The following is a 15,207-nucleotide window of genomic DNA, read 5'->3' as shown; positions in this document are numbered from 1 at the left end:
CACAAGACGATTCGGCAGACGGTTATCGACCGCGGGCTGATCGGCGAGAAGCTCTCCGAAGAGGAACTGGACAAGCGGCTCGACGTGCTGGCGATGGCCAAGGTGCGCGACGAGGGCTGAACGCCCGACGCTACGGCGTCGGCGCGGCCATGCGCGTCGAGGCCAACCGGCCAATTCCCGGCGCGAGTGTCAGGCTGTGCAGCAGCAGGCTCAGCGTGACCGTCACCACGACGACGGTGCTGATCAACTCGGTGTTCTCGATCTCGCCGCGATTGATCACCAGCAGGCCCAACACCACGGTGCCGATCCCACGCGGGCCGAACCACCCGATGAACCATCGGTCGGACATCGGCAAGTCGGTACGCACCAGCGAAACCAGCACGGTGACAATCCGAACCGCGAACAGCGCCAAGACGGCGAACAGTACGACCCGCCAGTCCGCGCGCAGCCAGCCGTCGATCACGGCGAAGGCACCGAACATCGCGAACACCATGAGTTCCAGCAGTTGCGCGGCGGCATCGGAAACCTGAGTCGGAATGTCCTCGTCGGTGCGGCGCCGGGTGATCAAGGAGAACGCGAGCCCACCGGTGAAGGCCGCGACGAAACCACTGGCCTCGATCTGTTCACCGAGTTGGAAGCAGACAAAGGCTAGCGCCAGGGTGGCCAACTGCGCCCAGGTGTCGCTCATCCATTCGTGCCGCCGCGACCATGCCACCACCAGCCCGCCGAGGAGTCCGACCGCACCGCCCGCCAGCAGGGAGGCGAACTCGGTGCTGAACATGAACCACACCCAGTTCACGTTGCTGGGGCCGGCGTTCTCCGTGTGCTCGGATGCTAGCGCCAGCGCCGTCAGCAGAATCGCCAGCGCGAAGCCGTCGTAGAAGCCGCTCTCCACCGACAGGGCATGCCGAACCCGCTCCGGTATCCGGCGATCCTCCAGCAGTGCCTCGATCAGCGCCGCCTCGGTGGGCGCCACGATTGCCGCCACACACACCGCCTCCCACCACGGCAGCACCGGAAGCAGAACCGTCGCGGTGAGGGCGCCGAGTAGCACCGTCAGCGGGATACCGACGATGAGCAGTCGCAGCGTCACCGGACCGTGCACCCGGATGCGGTCCAGTCGCAGCTTGGCTGCCTGGTTGAACAGGATCATGGTGAGCGCCAGTTGCGCCAGGACGGTGTAGCCCTCCGTCCCCGCTCCGGCCTCCAGAACGCCTAATCCGAAGGGCCCCAGGCCCATTCCCAAAAGAAGGAAGATCAGTGCGGGCGCGATGAAAGAGCGGTTGACCCGTTCGGACACTACGGCGTAGCCGAGCACCAGCACGGCCAGGACGAGCGGGGTTGTGTAGTGCACGACAGGCGAGGCTAGACGCGCGGTGGTTTAGGGCAGCGCGCCGGGGCTGAATTCCTCCAGCATCTCGGTGACCAGTGCGGCGATCGGCGAGCGTTCACTACGCATCAGGGTGATGTGTGCGAACAGCGGATGGCCTTTGAGTTTCTCGATCACCGCGGCCACCCCGTCATGCCGGCCCACACGAAGGTTGTCGCGCTGGGCGACATCGTGGGTAAGCACGACCCGAGAGCCGGCCCCGAGCCGGGAGAGCACGGTGAGCAGAACGTTGCGTTCCAGGGACTGGGCCTCGTCGACGATCACGAACGAGTCGTGCAGCGAACGGCCGCGGATGTGGGTCAGCGGCAGTACCTCCAGCATTCCGCGGGACTGCACCTCCTCGAGCACCGCCGGGCTGGCCAGCCCCTCCAGGGTGTCGAAAACGGCTTGCGCCCAGGGGCCCATCTTGTCGCTCTCGCTACCGGGCAGGTAGCCCAACTCCTGGCCGCCGACGGCGTAGAGCGGGCGGAACACCACCACCTTGCGTTGGCTGCGCCGCTCCAGGACGGCCTCCAGGCCGGCACACAGTGCAAGAGCGGACTTCCCGGTACCGGCCTTGCCACCCAGTGACACGATGCCGACCGACTCGTCGAGCAATAGATCCAGAGCGACCCGCTGCTCGGCGGAACGCCCGCGCAGTCCGAACACCTCCCGGTCGCCGCGGACCACCTGGATCCGCTTCTCGGCATTCACCCGGCCAAGTGCATGCGAGCTGCCCCCCAGCAGTCGGACGCCGGTGTGGCAGGGCAGATTCCGGGCATCGGCCAGGTCGATCTCGCCGTCGGCGAACAGCGTGTCGATCTCCTCGCTGGCGACATCCAGTTCGGTCATGCCGGTCCAGCCGGAGGTGACAACGTCCTGGGCGTGGTACTCGTCGGCGGGTAGTCCGACCGCTCCCGCCTTGACCCGCAGCGGAATGTCCTTGCTGACCAACGTCACTCGCTTGCCCTCAGCAGCGAGGTTGGCCGCACACGCCAGGATCCGGGCATCGTTGGTGCCGGTGCGGAAGCCGCTGGGCAGCACCGCGGGATCGGTGTGATTGAGCTCGACGTGCAGAGTACCGCCTTGTGTCCCAACGGGAATGGGACAGTCCAGCCGGCCGTGTTCGAGGCGCAGATCGTCGAAGAGCCGCAGTGCCTGCCGGGCGAACCAGCCCAGTTCGTGGTGGTGGCGCTTGGCCTCCAACTCACTGATCACCACCAGCGGGACGACGACCTCATGCTCGGCGAACCGCGTACAGGCCCAGGGATCGGACAGTAAGACTGAGGTGTCAAGCACGTACGTCCGGATGGGCGAGTGCGGATCGGTCACGGGCGCTCCCTCGGCTCGTGGCCGCGAACCGGAGGCTCGCTGGCCATCAAAGGCGACGCTACCCGTCTGGATAGCAGCGCACCATGCAGGCGCGCCGGGTGTGTCAGGCGGCGATGCGCTTCTTCAGCAGCGGCTCGTCGGCCAGGCCCCATCCGGTGATGGCGTCGAGCAGGACCGCGGCCGCGGCGCCCTCGTCGAAGACGCCGGTGTCGGCGACGCTGCGCAGTTTGGTCTCCCGGTACTCAAGGATGTCGCCGCCGACAACAGGAACGGCGATCGAGCGCCGCGCGATCGCGGCGATGGTCGAGTCGCGGTGGTGCTCCACGCAGTGCATGACCAGATTGTCGAAGAACTCCGCGTGCCGCTCCTCGTCGGCGGCGATCCGCCCGACCAGACTCTTGAGCACCGGTTCCTCGATCTTGGCTTCGAGGTTGCGGGTGTAGACGGCGTGCGCGCGCTCGTAGAGCGCCATGAAGACCAGTGTCTCGATCTGGGTGTAGTTGCTGGCCCGGTAGCCGCGCATGACGTGGTTGACGCGGACCTGTTCGTCGGCAACCGGGTCGAAGTTGCGGGTCACCAGCAGGTACTCACGCAGCGCGATGGCATGCAGGTTCTCTTCGGCGGTCCAGCGGCCGATCCAGCGGCCCCACCTGTCTTCGAGGATGAAGTGCTCGACGAGTTCACGGTGGTAGCCGGCGAGGTTGTCCTTGGTGATGAGCAGGACTTCCACCGCGTCGACGATGGCGGTGGGGAGGGTGACCTGGGAGGGGTCCCAGTCCTGGCCGCCGAGGAAGGCGAAGTTGCGGCCCTCATCGAACGGGACGTAGTCGTGGGCGTACCACTCGTCAGCGGTCTGCAGGTAGCGGGCCAGATTGTCGGCGACAACCGGCTCAAGCTCCTGGGTCAACGCAGTCGCGACAGGTTTCTGTGCCATGCGGTAACTGTAACCGAAGTTAACGGGTGTTCAGAAATCTGGCGCGCGCTCGGCGTAACTGGACTTACGGCGTCGTCAATTTTGTCAAACCCCCCCTCGTGCGCGTCGAGATCATGTTGGATTCCGGAATACCAACAGCACACAAGCCGCAGGCGGCTACCGGAGAAGAGGTCGTGGTGTTAGACAAGATCGAGGACGCGCTGAAAAAGGCCGGGATGACCCGGGAGTGGGACAAGTACCCCACCCAGGCTCTGCAGATGGCGAAGTTGTATTTCGACCGCGAGTCGCTGCGGGCACGGAACCTGTTCGACACCCCCGGCGAGCCTGCGCATGATTTTCCCGCCGAGCCGCCGCCAGAGGCGCTGCGGGCCCGGATGCCCGACGGCAGCTGGAACGATCTTTCCGATCCCGCGATGGGGATGGCGGGGTCGCGCTTCGCCCGGAACTTCCCGCTCGACTTCGTCGAGGCCGAGACGCCGCCCCGGCTGTTCACGCCGAGCCCGCGCGTGGTGGCCGAACAGCTGCTCAAGCGCGACGTTTTCAAGCCGGCCACGACGCTGAACACGCTGGCGGCCGCGTGGATCCAGTTCGAGAATCACAACTGGTTCTTCCACGGCCGCGGCGAGCCCGACGATGTCATCGAGGTCCCGTTGGCCGCCGATGACCCGTGGCCCGAGCACCCGATGACGATCCGCCGCACCCCGGAGCTGGCGCGGCCGGCGGGTATGCGCTGCCCGGTGTTCCGTAACGAGGAGACGCACTGGTGGGACGCCTCCCAGGTGTACGGCAGTGGCTATGACAAGCAGGCGGCACTGCGTACCTTCGAGGACGGCAAGCTGAAGATCGGCTCAGACCGGCGCCTGCTGGAGAACAGCGAATACGCGGGCATCGATCACACCGGCATGTTCCAGAATTACTGGACGGGTGTTTCGCTGCTGCACACGTTGTTCACGTTGGAGCACAACGCATTATGCGATGCGCTGAAGAAGGCCTACCCCGATCTCGGCGATCAGCGGCTATTCGAACTCGGCTGGCTCGCCATCTCGGCATTGATCGCCAAGATTCACCTCGTCGAGTGGACGCCCGGGATCCTGTCCCACCCGGCGACCGCATGGGGACTGGTCAACACCTGGTGGGGCCTCACCGGTGAGGAGGCCTACCAGCGCTTCGGAAACGCCCGGCCGGTGAACAGTGACTTCATCAGCGGCCAGGCGGGCGGCAAGCACGACCACTTCGGCGTTCCATTCCAGTTCACCGAGGAGTTCGTCTCGGTCTACCGCATGCACGCGCTGATCCCCGACGAGTGGAAGTTCTACTCGCTGAAAACCGGTGAGAAGATCAAGGAAGCCGAATTCACCGAAATTCAGGGCAAATACACGCGCGGGTTCATGGACGAGTTCTCGATGACGGACCTGTTCTACTCCTTCGGGGTCCAGCATCCGGGAGCGATCTGCCTCAAGAACTATCCGCGCACGCTGATGCACTTCGAGCGGATCGATGGTGAACTCAGCGACCTGGCGACTTTGGACGTGGTCCGCGATCGCGAGCGGGGCGTGCCCCGCTACACCAAGTTCCGGAAGGGATTGCGGATGCCGGTGCCCAAGACCTTCGACGACATCACCTCGAACAAACAGTGGGCGCGTCAGATGCAGGAGGTCTACGACAACAAGATCGACGACGTCGATCCGATCGTCGGGATGTACGCCGAGGACCTCATCCCCGGACAGGGATTCTCCGACACCGCGACCCGGATCTTCCTCCTGATGGCGGCGCGGCGGGTCAACAGCGACCGCTTCCTGACCACCGATATGCGGCCCGAGGTCTACACCCAGGTCGGCTACGACTGGGTCCAGTCGACCTCGATGACGGACATCCTGCTCCGGCACTACCCGGAACTGGCCCCCGCGCTCTCCGGCGTCGCGAACCCGTTCGGGCCGTGGAAGACAGTCGGCTGAGTTACAGGGCCAGTCCTGGGTAGAGCGGGTTGGCGTCGAGCAGCTCAGCGGAAGCCGAGCGCACCCAGTCCGCGGTTTGGTCGACCAGGGTGTACTTGGCCTTTGACGGTCCGTTGGGGCCCGAATCGGGGGTGGTGTTGGACAGCACCTCCACCACCAGTTCGGCGACCCGGTCGAACTCGGCGGGCCCGAAGCCGCGGGTGGTGAGCGCCGGGGTGCCGAACCGGATACCGCTGGTGTACCAGGCGCCGTTGGGGTCGGCGGGGATGGAGTTGCGGTTGGTGACGATGCCGGCGTCCAGCAGCGCCGACTCGGCCTGCCGACCGGTCAATCCGAAGGACTGCACGTCGAGCAGCACGATGTGGTTGTCGGTGCCGCCGGTGACCAGGTGCGCCCCGCGCCGCATCAAACCGTCGGCGAAGGCCTGGGCGTTGTCGGCCACCCGCTGGGCATAGGCCCGGAACGAGGGCTGGCGCGCCTCGGCGAACGCCACCGCCTTGGCGGCCATCACATGCGACATCGGGCCGCCGAGCACCATCGGGCAACCCTTGTCCACCGCATCGGAGTACTCCGCGGTGGCCAGCACCAGTCCACCGCGCGGCCCGCGCAGCGACTTGTGGGTGGTGGTGGTGACAACGTGGGCGTGCGGCACCGGGTCTTCGTCACCGGTGAACACCTTCCCGGCGACCAGTCCGGAGAAGTGCGCCATGTCGACCATGAAGGTGGCGCCCACGTCATCGGCGATCTCGCGCATCTTGGCGAAGTTCACCCGGCGCGGGTAGGCGGAATAGCCGGCCACCAGGATCAGCGGCTTAAATTCGCGGGCCGCGGCGGCGATGGCGTCGTAGTCCAGCAGGCCGGTCTGCGGATTGGTGCCATAGCTGCGCTGCTGGAACATCTTGCCCGAGATGTTGGGCCGGAAGCCGTGGGTGAGGTGGCCGCCGGCGTCCAGCGACATGCCCATCAGACGCTGACTGCCGAGCTTGCCGCGCAACCGTTCCCACTCCGCTTCGGAGAGGTCGTTGACGTTCTTCACACCGAGCTCGGCCAACGCGGGCGCCTCGACGCGGGTGGCCAGGATCGCCCAGAACGCCACCAGGTTGGCGTCGATGCCCGAGTGCGGCTGCACGTAGGCGTACTGGGCGCCGAACAGTTCGCGGGCGTGCTCGGCGGCGATCGCCTCAATGTTGTCGACGTTCTGGCAGCCGGCGTAAAAGCGGTGCCCGACGGTGCCCTCGGCGTACTTGTCCGACAGCCAGGTTCCCATGGTCAGCAGAACCGCCGGGGAGGCGTAGTTCTCGCTGGCGATCAGTTTCAGCGAGTTGCGCTGGTCGTCGAGTTCTTTAGCCGTGGCCGCGGCGATCCGCGGCTCCACCGATCCGATGACCGTCAGCGCCGCCCGGTAGGCCTGGCTGGCGGTCGCGGCGTAATCGGCGCCCGGTGCGGTCGCGGCAGACAAGATGGCGTCGGTCGTCATGGGGCAAAGCGTAGTCCCTGTGCGGCTTACAGCGACGACTCGCTGCGCAGCGCCGAGGGGATCAGCGGTTCATCGAGCAGTCGGCCGAACCGCTCGGTGAGGCCGATACCGGCCGGCCGGTCGTCCAACCAGCCCCGCAACAGCCGATAGCCTTCCACGTAGGTGCTGGTGTAGGCCCGCCACAGCGGCGAGCACAGGAACTTCAGCATCTGCCGGGCGCGGGTGTCGTCCACCAGCAGCCAGCGCTGCAGATACGCCACCACGTCGTCGACGTCGCGGTGCTCGTCGTGCAGCATGATCGCCGCATCCTGGCGCACCCGGGCCAGACCCGCCCGCGCCTCGGCCAGTGCCTCGGCGCGCTCCCCGTCGAAACGCAGGCCGAGGTCGGCGTAGATCTCCTGCGCCCAGCGCCCCCAACCCGGGCCCACCGCGGCATGCAGCGCCAGGTCCGCGAGCCCCTCAGCCATCAGGCACTGCGGGGTGTTCACCAGGAAGATGGTGTGTTCCTGCTGCCCCAGTCCGCTGACCAGCCCGGCTTCTTTGCGGCAGTGTTCGGTGTGGTGGCCGGGGTAGGACTCGTGGGCGATCAGCGACGGCAGGGTGGACATCTGCTGTTTGAGGTCGGCGTTGACCGCCACCCGGGAGCGGTAGTCCCCCTCGTAGTAGTTGAAACCCGACCACGGTTTGTCGGTGACCACCTCGTAGACGACGGTCTCGGAGTCCGGCAGCGGGAAGGTTGCCCGGACGATGTCACGCAGTGCACTGGAGAACGCGTCGACGGCCTCGCCGAGCCGGTCCGGCGGCAGTTCATCGGCCCGCCGGTCGGTGGCCATCCGGTCAGCGAGCGAGCCGGTGCCGCCGAGGACCTCGTCGATGCGGGCGTGCGCGGCGCGGTAGTGCTCCGGGTCCCCCGGGGAGATCTCGACGTCGAAGTAGGCGCGGACTTCGTCGACGAACCCGACGTCCTGGCCGGCGAACTTACCTGCCGCGCATTCCAGCGCCCGCAGGTGCGCGGCGAGGAAGTCGGCCCGCTGTTGGGTGAAGACGGGGGTGCGGGGCACGCCGAGCAGTTCGGACAGCAGCCGACGGGCCTGCGCGGCGAGCGCGGCCGGGTCGGGGGTCGGCTCGTCGGCCACCTGACGGCGCAGCCGTTGGTCACCGGTGAAAGAATCGACGTAGCCTTCCTCGATGCGGTCGAACCGCAAGCCGAGCAACAGGTACTCGCGAATGAGGTGGTCTGGATCCATGCCGATATCCATGCCCATCACGCTAACTGCAAGACTTGTGCCATGGCTCGGCTGAACGAACCCAGCCCCTATGTGGAGTTCGACCGGAGCGACTGGCGCGGTTTGCGCATGTCGACCCCGCTCAAGCTCACCGAGGAGGAACTGGTTGGCCTGCGGGGCCTGGGCGAACAGGTCGACCTGCTCGAGGTCGAGGAGGTGTATCTGCCGCTGGCCCGGCTGATTCACCTTCAGGTCGCCGCACGCCAAGGCCTCTTTGCCGCCACCGACGAATTCCTCGGCGAACCCCGGCAGAACCCCGACCGGCCGGTGCCGTTCATTCTCGGCGTCGCCGGCAGTGTGGCGGTTGGCAAGTCGACCACCGCCCGCGTGCTGCAGGCACTGTTGTCCCGGTGGGACGACCATCCCCGGGTTGATCTGGTCACCACCGACGGGTTCCTGTATCCGAATGCGGAGCTGACCCGCAGAAATCTGATGCACCGCAAGGGTTTTCCGGAGAGCTACGATCGACGTGGCCTGATGCGTTTCGTGACCTCGGTCAAGTCCGGTTCAGACCAGGTGTGCGCGCCGGTCTACTCGCATCTGATCTATGACATCGTCCCCGGCGAGAAGCACGTCGTCACCCACCCGGACATCCTGATTGTGGAGGGCCTCAACGTCTTACAAACCGGACCCCGACTGATGGTTTCGGACCTGTTCGACTTCTCGGTGTACGTCGACGCCCGAATCGAAGATATCGAGCAGTGGTACATCGAGCGATTCCTGGCGATGCGGGCCGGCGCCTTCGCCGATCCGGCATCGCACTTCCACCACTACTCCGGCCTGACCGATGATCAGGCTATCGTTGCGGCGCGCGATATCTGGCGAACTATTAACCGGCCCAACCTGATCGAGAACATCCTGCCCACCCGGCCGCGGGCAACCGCAGTATTGCGCAAGGATGCCAATCACTCGATCAACCGGCTTCGGCTCCGCAAAATCTGACGGTTCCCCGCGAGGGGGAAGGAGTCAGCCTCCGAACCGCCGGTGCCGGCGGCTGTAGTCACGCAGCGCCCGCAGGAAATCCACGCGACGGAAATCCGGCCAGTGCGCCTCGGTGTACCACATCTCCGAATAGGCGCTCTGCCACAACAGAAAGCCGGACAGTCGCTGTTCACCTGAGGTGCGGATCACCAAGTCGGGATCGGGCTGGCCGGAGGTGTAGAGATTCTCCGAGATGCCCTCGATGGTGACGGCCTCGATCATCTGCTCCGGGGTAGCACCGTTGGCCACCCGCTTGCCCAGGAGTTGACGCACCGCGTCGACGATCTCCTGGCGCCCACCGTAACCAACGGCCACGTTGACGTGGAAGGAACCCCTCGGCGCGTGCAGGGTGGCGTTGTCCACCGCGTCGCGGACCCGTCGCGCCGGCTGCTCGCCCAGCAGTTCCAGATCCCCAACCGTCCGAACGCTCCACCGGTTCGCCGGGGCGCAGATCTCCTCCACCACATCGGTGATGATCTCGATCAACGCCGCAAGTTCGTCGGGGTCACGCTGAAGGTTCTCGGTGGACAGCAGATAGACCGTGGCCATCTCGATGCCCTCGCGCGCGCACCAGCGCAGCATCTCGGCGATCTTGGCCGCACCCATCCGGTACCCGTAGCTCACGTCACAGTAACCAGCGTCACGCGCCCACCGCCGATTACCGTCGCAGAGCACGGCGATATGGCGCGGAAGTGCAGATTTGGAGTTCGAAAGCTCCTGCCGCAGCCGCGCCTCGTAGAGCCGATAGGCCGGCCCCTTGAGCAGCGGGGGAATGATCTCCACGACCAGCAAGACTACTGTGGCCATGGGCAGAAAGAGCACGCTCTGGCGCGTCCGGCAGGGAGGCGGAAATGACCACAGACGCCGACGTCACCGAACCACGGCCGACCGGTCCCGCGGACGGAGCGGCGGAGGACTTCCCGGAAGCCGTCGTCGACAGTGTCAGCCGATTCCTGCACAAACCGCGAGCCCGGGGATGGATCCACGTCTACGCGGCAATCGTCGCCGCGGTCGCGGGCGCGACGCTGGTGTCGGTGTCCTGGTCGCTACAGGGCACCAGGGCCGGGCTTGCCACTCTGCTGTACACCTTGACCAGCGTGGCGATGTTCGCCGTCAGCGGCGCCTACCATCGGGTGCGCTGGGTCTCGCCGACCGCGCACACGTGGATGAAGCGTCTCGACCACTCGATGATCTTCATGTTCATCGCCGGCAGTTACACCCCATTCGCCCTCCTGGCGCTCCCCGAAAGGGATGGCTGGACACTGTTCTGGATCGTCTGGGGCGGTGCACTGGCGGGGGTTCTGCTCAAGATGTTCTGGCCGACGGCACCGCGCTGGGTCGGGGTGCCGCTGTATCTCCTGCTCGGTTGGGTGGCGGTGTGGTTCGTCGGCCCGATCATGCACGGCGCCGGGGTCGCCGCGCTGGTGCTGCTCATCGTCGGCGGCGTGCTCTACAGCATCGGCGGCGTGCTGTACGCACTGAAGTGGCCCAACCCGTGGCCGGAGACCTTCGGTCACCACGAGTTCTTCCATGCCTGCACCGCGGTGGCGGCGATCTGCCACTACATCGCCATGTGGTTCGCGGTGTTCTGGTGAGTGCCCCCGCGCCGGTCGTCGCGCTGGGGTAACACCCGGCGCCGGGTGTCGCGTTGGGGTAGCGCTCGGCGGCGGGATTTACACCTGGCTGATGTGGGCCGGGGACCAGTAGGCCTTCATCGCGGTGATCTTGCCGCCGTTGTTGAAGACCATCACGTCGATGGGCTCGATGCGCATGCCGCCACCCTCCGGCCCCACCGTGATCGCGAACAGAAACGCCGCCTCATGACCGGCGACCCTCAGCGTGATGAGTTCGGTTCGACGCGGCAGACTTTCGATGTTCTTGTAGAAGCCGCGGATCGCGTGCCGGCCGATGTGTACCTCGCCGCCGACCGGGTCCTCCACGGTGGCGTCGTCGGCGAACAGTTCGACGATCTGGTCGGCGGTGCCGCCACCGACCAGCTCCAGGTACCGGTGGACGACGGACTGGATGTGCTCGGCCCCGAGGGGTCCAGTGTCGGACATGGCGCCGACGCTACACCGGCACTCCGAGCGCTTCGGCGAGTTCTGCTTCGCTGGTGACCGGCAGGTCACACACCCGTCCGCGGCAGACGTAGGCCGCATCGGCCCCGCGAACCCGATCGCGCCCGTCGAGCAGTGGCATGGAGTCCACCGGCCCGCCGACCACGACGGTGCCGCCCGGTGCCAGTCGCCGCGCGGCGGCCAGAAGATCCGACCCCAAATCGCCGGTGGCGACCGCCACCTGCAGCGGACCGCGGACGGCCGCCTCGGCGACGGCCAGCCAGTGCCCCGCCGATCGCGGAGCCCGGGCCAGCAGTGCGGAGTGGGCCAGCAGCGTGGTGGCCGCGGACTCGCCGTAGCGTCCGGCGCGATCGGCGTCGACCATATGCGCCGCGGTCAGCAGCGCCTCGGCAATGGACGATGCTCCCGACGGGGTCGCCCCGTCCACCGGGTCCGCAGGACGGACCATCAGTTGTTCGGCGTCATCAGCGGTGTCGAACCAGCGACCGGGCCGATCCGGATCGGCGAAGTGGCGCAGCGCCAGGTCGAGCAACCCCGTGGCGTGCTGCACCCAACGCTGATCGCCGGTGAGCTGGTAAAGCGACAGCAATCCGGTGGACAGCATCGCGTAATCCTCAAGGACGGCCGCGCTCTCCCCCACCCGGCCGCCGAGGCTGGCCCGTCGCAGCCGACCGTCCACCAGATGCAGCGCGATGATGCCCTCGGCGCACCGCACCGCGGCGTTGAGCAAGCTGAAATCCTCCAGTGCCACAGCAGCTTCGGCCAAGGCGGTGATCGCCAATCCGTTCCATGCGGTGACGATTTTGTCGTCCCGGCCGGGTTGCGGCCGGCCCCGCCGTGCATCCAGCAGCGCGGCCCGTATCCGCCCGAACCGCTCGGCATCCCCAGGCAGCGGGTCGTATTCGGCAGGCAACTGCAGCACCGAGGCGCCGTGCTCGAAGGTGCCGTGCTCGGTGACACCGAAAACCTTTGCCGCCCAGGCCCCGTCGTCATCGCCGAGAACCGCGCGCAACTCAGCCGGCGTCCACACGTACGTCGACCCCTCCACGCCCGCGGCATCGGCGTCCAGTGACGAGGTGAACATTGCATCATCGGCGAGGTCGTCGATCAGGAAGGCGGCGGTCTCGGCGGCCACCCGCCCGGCAAGCGGGTCCCCGGTGCGCCGGAACCAGTGCGCGTACACCCGCAGCAGCAGCGCGTTGTCGTAGAGCATCTTCTCGAAGTGCGGAACCACCCAGTCGGCATCGACGCTGTAGCGGGCGAAGCCCCCGGCAAGCTGGTCGTAGATCCCGCCGCGGGCCATCGCCGCACAGGTCCGCCGGACGGTGCCCAGCGGCACCGGGGAGCCGGTGCGTTCGTGGCTGCGCAGCAGCGCCTCCAACAGGGCCGACGGGGGAAATTTGGGTGCGCCGCCGAAGCCGCCGCGGGTGGTGTCCTCCTCGCGGAGCACCGCGGCGACGGCGTGGTCGCACAGTTCGGCGGTCACCTCGGGGCCTCCGCCAGGAAGCCCGGAGGCCATCCGCCGCAGCTCGCCGGCGATGTGGTCGCTGGCCTGTTCGACGTCGTCGCGTTGTTCGCGCCAGGTGTGGCCGACTGCGGCCAGCAACTGCAGGAACTGCGGCTTGGGGAAGTACGTGCCGCAGAAGAACGGCCGCCCGTCGGGGGTCAGGAAGCAGGTCATCGGCCAACCGCCGTGGCCGGTCATGGCGACGGTGGCGTTCATGTAAATGGCATCGAGATCGGGGCGCTCCTCGCGGTCGACCTTGATGCAAACGAATTGGTTCATCGCGGCGGCGACGATGTCGTCCTCGAAGGACTCATGGGCCATCACATGGCACCAGTGGCAGGCGGCGTAGCCCACCGACAGCAGGATCGGCACATCGCGGCGGGCGGCTTCGGCCAGCGCCTCGGGGCTCCACTGTTTCCAGTGCACCGGATTGTCGGCGTGCTGGCGCAGGTAGGGGCTGGTCGCGCCGGAGAGTTCGTTACCCGCTGGACTCACGCGGCGGCTCCCTGGGATCTGCTCCCCGCGGCGCTTCGCTCCTGCCCGCTACCGCGTCGCCGTCCGAGAACACCGCATCCTCGGCACCCGCCTCCCCGGCCTCGCCGAAGCTCGTCGGCACCCGCCTGAGATGCCGATTCATCGACCACACCAACGTGAAGACGCCGATGAGCAGGAGTACGACCACCAGCAGCCCGACCGGACTGGCCTTGCCGAAATCCGGTCCGGTGTTGGCCGGACCCTCGGCCAGCAGCGTGATCAGCACGTTGTGCATTGGCGCAGCGCTCACTCGTATCGCTCGATTCCGGTGAAAAGGTCGTCTTCCGGCAGCACGGCGGGTACCCGCGAGCGGGCCAACTCGAACTCCTCGGTGGGCCAAAGCCGTTGTTGCCACTCTAACGGCGTGGCGAAGAAGAACCCACCGGGATCGATCTGGGTGGCGTGGGCCTTGAGCGCATCATCACGCTGGGCGAAGTACGGTGCGCAGTGCACCCGGGTGGTGACCCGCTTGGCGAACACATCCTCGTCGGGGTCCCAGCTCTCCAGCCACCGGGCGAACGGACCCTCCTGACCGTTCTTGGCGAACTCGTCCTGCAGCAGTTGCATGCGCTTACGCAGGAATCCGTGGATGTAGTACAGCTTGCTGACCGACCACGGTGGGCCGGCCTCGGGGTGCAGCCGTGGATCAGCAGCCGCTTCGAAGGCGGCCACTGAAACCTGGTGGCAACGAATGTGATCCGGATGCGGATAGCCACCGTTCTCGTCGTATGTGGTCATGACGTGCGGCCGGAATTCCCGGATCAGACGCACCAGTCGGGCCACCGGCTCAGCCAACGGCACCAGGGCGAAACACCCCTCCGGCAACGGTGGTGGCGGGTCTCCCTCCGGTAGCCCCGAATCGACGTACCCGAGCCACTGGTGTTCAACGCCGAGGATCTCAGCGGCCTTGGCCATCTCGTCGCGACGGATGTCGGCGATCCGGCCATGCACATCGGGAAGATCCATGGCCGGGTTGAGAATGTCACCGCGCTCCCCACCGGTCAGGGTGACCACCACCACGCGGTCGCCTTCGTCGGCGTACCGCGCCAGGGTGGCCGCGCCCTTACTGGACTCGTCGTCCGGGTGGGCGTGAACCGCCATCAAACGCCGTTCGGTCACGTGTCCCATAGTCCCATCCGTGGTGGGGGTGCCCGCAACAGAGTCTGGCGGCGAAGGGCACACTGCTCCCATGAGCCAGACGTCGGCCCGACGGACCCCCCCGTCGTCGCGGTACGGGCGGGCCCCGATAGCTGCAGCGACCCGGCGCCGCATCGTGATCGCCCTGGGCGCTCTGACGGTACTGCTCGGATTGGGCCTAGCCATCGGCGCCTACCAGCGCTTTGAACGAGCCCCCGTAGAGGGTGAAATGGCCGCCTACGACGTGCTCGACGAGCAGACCACGTCCGTCACAATCAGCGTGACGCGAAGGGATCCGGCGGTGCCGGTGGTGTGCATCGTGCGGGCCCGTTCCCGCGACGGGGCCGAGATTGGCCGGCGCGAGATCCTGGTGGGCCCCTCCACCGAGCGAACGGTACAGGTCACCAGCACCGTCAAAACCTACAAAAGGCCCTACGTCGGGGACATTTACGGATGCGGAACCGTTGTGCCCCCGTACCTGAGGGCACCCTAAGCTGCGGGAAGCCGGCCAGGCCGAAACCCGGCGGTCGGCACCCCCGCCGGTGCTACACTTGCCCGGTACACGGTTCCTATCGGGAGCCGTGTATTGCTTCATTAGCGGGGTGTTTCGCTGCTCG

General features: G+C 66.8%; 15 protein-coding genes. 5 read left to right on the top strand and 10 right to left on the bottom strand.

Translation table 11 applies throughout. From position 1 onward, the window contains the following. A partial coding sequence (locus ADBZ5N_RS03585) for a hypothetical protein (RefSeq protein ID WP_526256116.1) occupies positions 1 to 120 on the top strand: 120 nt, incomplete at its 5' end. A gap of 10 nt (positions 121 to 130) precedes the next feature. On the opposite strand, the gene ADBZ5N_RS03580 is transcribed toward ADBZ5N_RS03585, so the two are convergent. From ADBZ5N_RS03580 to ADBZ5N_RS03570, 3 genes are all read right to left on the bottom strand, one after another. Then, positions 131 to 1,354 carry a cation:proton antiporter domain-containing protein gene (locus tag ADBZ5N_RS03580; protein ID WP_526256106.1) on the bottom strand — a complete coding sequence of 408 codons (1,224 nt, stop codon included), beginning with the start codon at positions 1,352 to 1,354 and terminating at the stop codon, positions 131 to 133. A gap of 27 nt (positions 1,355 to 1,381) precedes the next feature. Beyond that, entirely contained in the window at positions 1,382 to 2,680 is a 1,299-nt protein-coding gene (gene phoH2, locus ADBZ5N_RS03575) for an RNA 5'-3' helicase PhoH2 (RefSeq protein ID WP_526256115.1), read from the bottom strand. A gap of 124 nt (positions 2,681 to 2,804) precedes the next feature. Then, a complete protein-coding gene (locus ADBZ5N_RS03570) occupies positions 2,805 to 3,635 on the bottom strand; it encodes an acyl-ACP desaturase (protein WP_526256105.1) in 831 nt (276 codons plus the stop codon). 173 nt (positions 3,636 to 3,808) lie between these two features. Between ADBZ5N_RS03570 and ADBZ5N_RS03565 the strand changes: the two genes are divergently transcribed. After that, complete coding sequence (locus tag ADBZ5N_RS03565; protein WP_526256104.1) at positions 3,809 to 5,590, top strand: peroxidase family protein; 1,782 nt, start codon at positions 3,809 to 3,811, stop codon at positions 5,588 to 5,590. 1 nt (position 5,591) lies between these two features. On the opposite strand, the gene ADBZ5N_RS03560 is transcribed toward ADBZ5N_RS03565, so the two are convergent. Together ADBZ5N_RS03560 and ADBZ5N_RS03555 are read right to left on the bottom strand one after the other, a co-directional pair. Continuing rightward, positions 5,592 to 7,067 (bottom strand): glycine hydroxymethyltransferase, encoded by a 1,476-nt coding sequence (locus ADBZ5N_RS03560; protein ID WP_526256103.1) that lies wholly within the window; start codon positions 7,065 to 7,067, stop codon positions 5,592 to 5,594. A gap of 26 nt (positions 7,068 to 7,093) precedes the next feature. Beyond that, complete coding sequence (locus ADBZ5N_RS03555) at positions 7,094 to 8,314, bottom strand: DUF885 domain-containing protein (RefSeq protein ID WP_526256114.1); 1,221 nt, start codon at positions 8,312 to 8,314, stop codon at positions 7,094 to 7,096. Between the two features lie 42 nt (positions 8,315 to 8,356). On the opposite strand from ADBZ5N_RS03555, the gene coaA reads away from it, so the two are divergent. Further along, positions 8,357 to 9,295, top strand: a complete 939-nt coding sequence (coaA, locus tag ADBZ5N_RS03550; protein ID WP_526256102.1) for a type I pantothenate kinase — start codon at positions 8,357 to 8,359, stop codon at positions 9,293 to 9,295. A gap of 24 nt (positions 9,296 to 9,319) precedes the next feature. Here the strand turns inward: coaA and ADBZ5N_RS03545 are convergent, their stop codons facing one another. Then, positions 9,320 to 10,117 (bottom strand): (2Z,6E)-farnesyl diphosphate synthase, encoded by a 798-nt coding sequence (locus ADBZ5N_RS03545; RefSeq protein ID WP_526256113.1) that lies wholly within the window; start codon positions 10,115 to 10,117, stop codon positions 9,320 to 9,322. 68 nt (positions 10,118 to 10,185) lie between these two features. Here ADBZ5N_RS03545 and trhA point away from each other — a divergent pair, with 68 nt between their 5' ends. Continuing rightward, the gene (gene trhA, locus ADBZ5N_RS03540) at positions 10,186 to 10,929 is read left to right on the top strand and encodes a PAQR family membrane homeostasis protein TrhA (protein ID WP_526256101.1); all 744 of its coding nucleotides are present in this window, start codon (positions 10,186 to 10,188) and stop codon (positions 10,927 to 10,929) included. Positions 10,930 to 11,007: 78 nt separating this feature from the next. Here trhA and ADBZ5N_RS03535 read toward each other — a convergent pair whose 3' ends face one another. Genes ADBZ5N_RS03535 through mca form a run of 4 tightly spaced genes read right to left on the bottom strand, consistent with a single transcriptional unit; the run spans position 11,008 to position 14,572 of the window. Next, complete coding sequence (locus ADBZ5N_RS03535; protein ID WP_526256100.1) at positions 11,008 to 11,394, bottom strand: nuclear transport factor 2 family protein; 387 nt, start codon at positions 11,392 to 11,394, stop codon at positions 11,008 to 11,010. 10 nt (positions 11,395 to 11,404) lie between these two features. Continuing rightward, complete coding sequence (locus ADBZ5N_RS03530; protein WP_526256099.1) at positions 11,405 to 13,414, bottom strand: thioredoxin domain-containing protein; 2,010 nt, start codon at positions 13,412 to 13,414, stop codon at positions 11,405 to 11,407. Continuing rightward, positions 13,398 to 13,688 carry a hypothetical protein gene (locus tag ADBZ5N_RS03525; RefSeq protein WP_526256112.1) on the bottom strand — a complete coding sequence of 97 codons (291 nt, stop codon included), beginning with the start codon at positions 13,686 to 13,688 and terminating at the stop codon, positions 13,398 to 13,400. The genes ADBZ5N_RS03530 and ADBZ5N_RS03525 overlap by 17 nt, the downstream gene beginning before the upstream one ends. Before the next feature lie 11 nt (positions 13,689 to 13,699). Next, positions 13,700 to 14,572: a mycothiol conjugate amidase Mca gene (mca, locus tag ADBZ5N_RS03520; RefSeq protein ID WP_526256098.1), complete on the bottom strand. Its 873-nt coding sequence runs from the start codon at positions 14,570 to 14,572 to the stop codon at positions 13,700 to 13,702. 70 nt (positions 14,573 to 14,642) lie between these two features. Here mca and ADBZ5N_RS03515 point away from each other — a divergent pair, with 70 nt between their 5' ends. Beyond that, positions 14,643 to 15,083, top strand: a complete 441-nt coding sequence (locus ADBZ5N_RS03515; protein WP_526256097.1) for a DUF4307 domain-containing protein — start codon at positions 14,643 to 14,645, stop codon at positions 15,081 to 15,083. Positions 15,084 to 15,207 lie beyond the last annotated feature (124 nt).

The organism is Mycobacterium sp., assembly GCF_044370595.1.
GTDB lineage: Bacteria > Actinomycetota > Actinomycetes > Mycobacteriales > Mycobacteriaceae > Mycobacterium.
The sequence above is the reverse complement of the archived record's forward strand: the minus strand, read 5'-3'. Positions and strand labels throughout refer to the sequence as shown.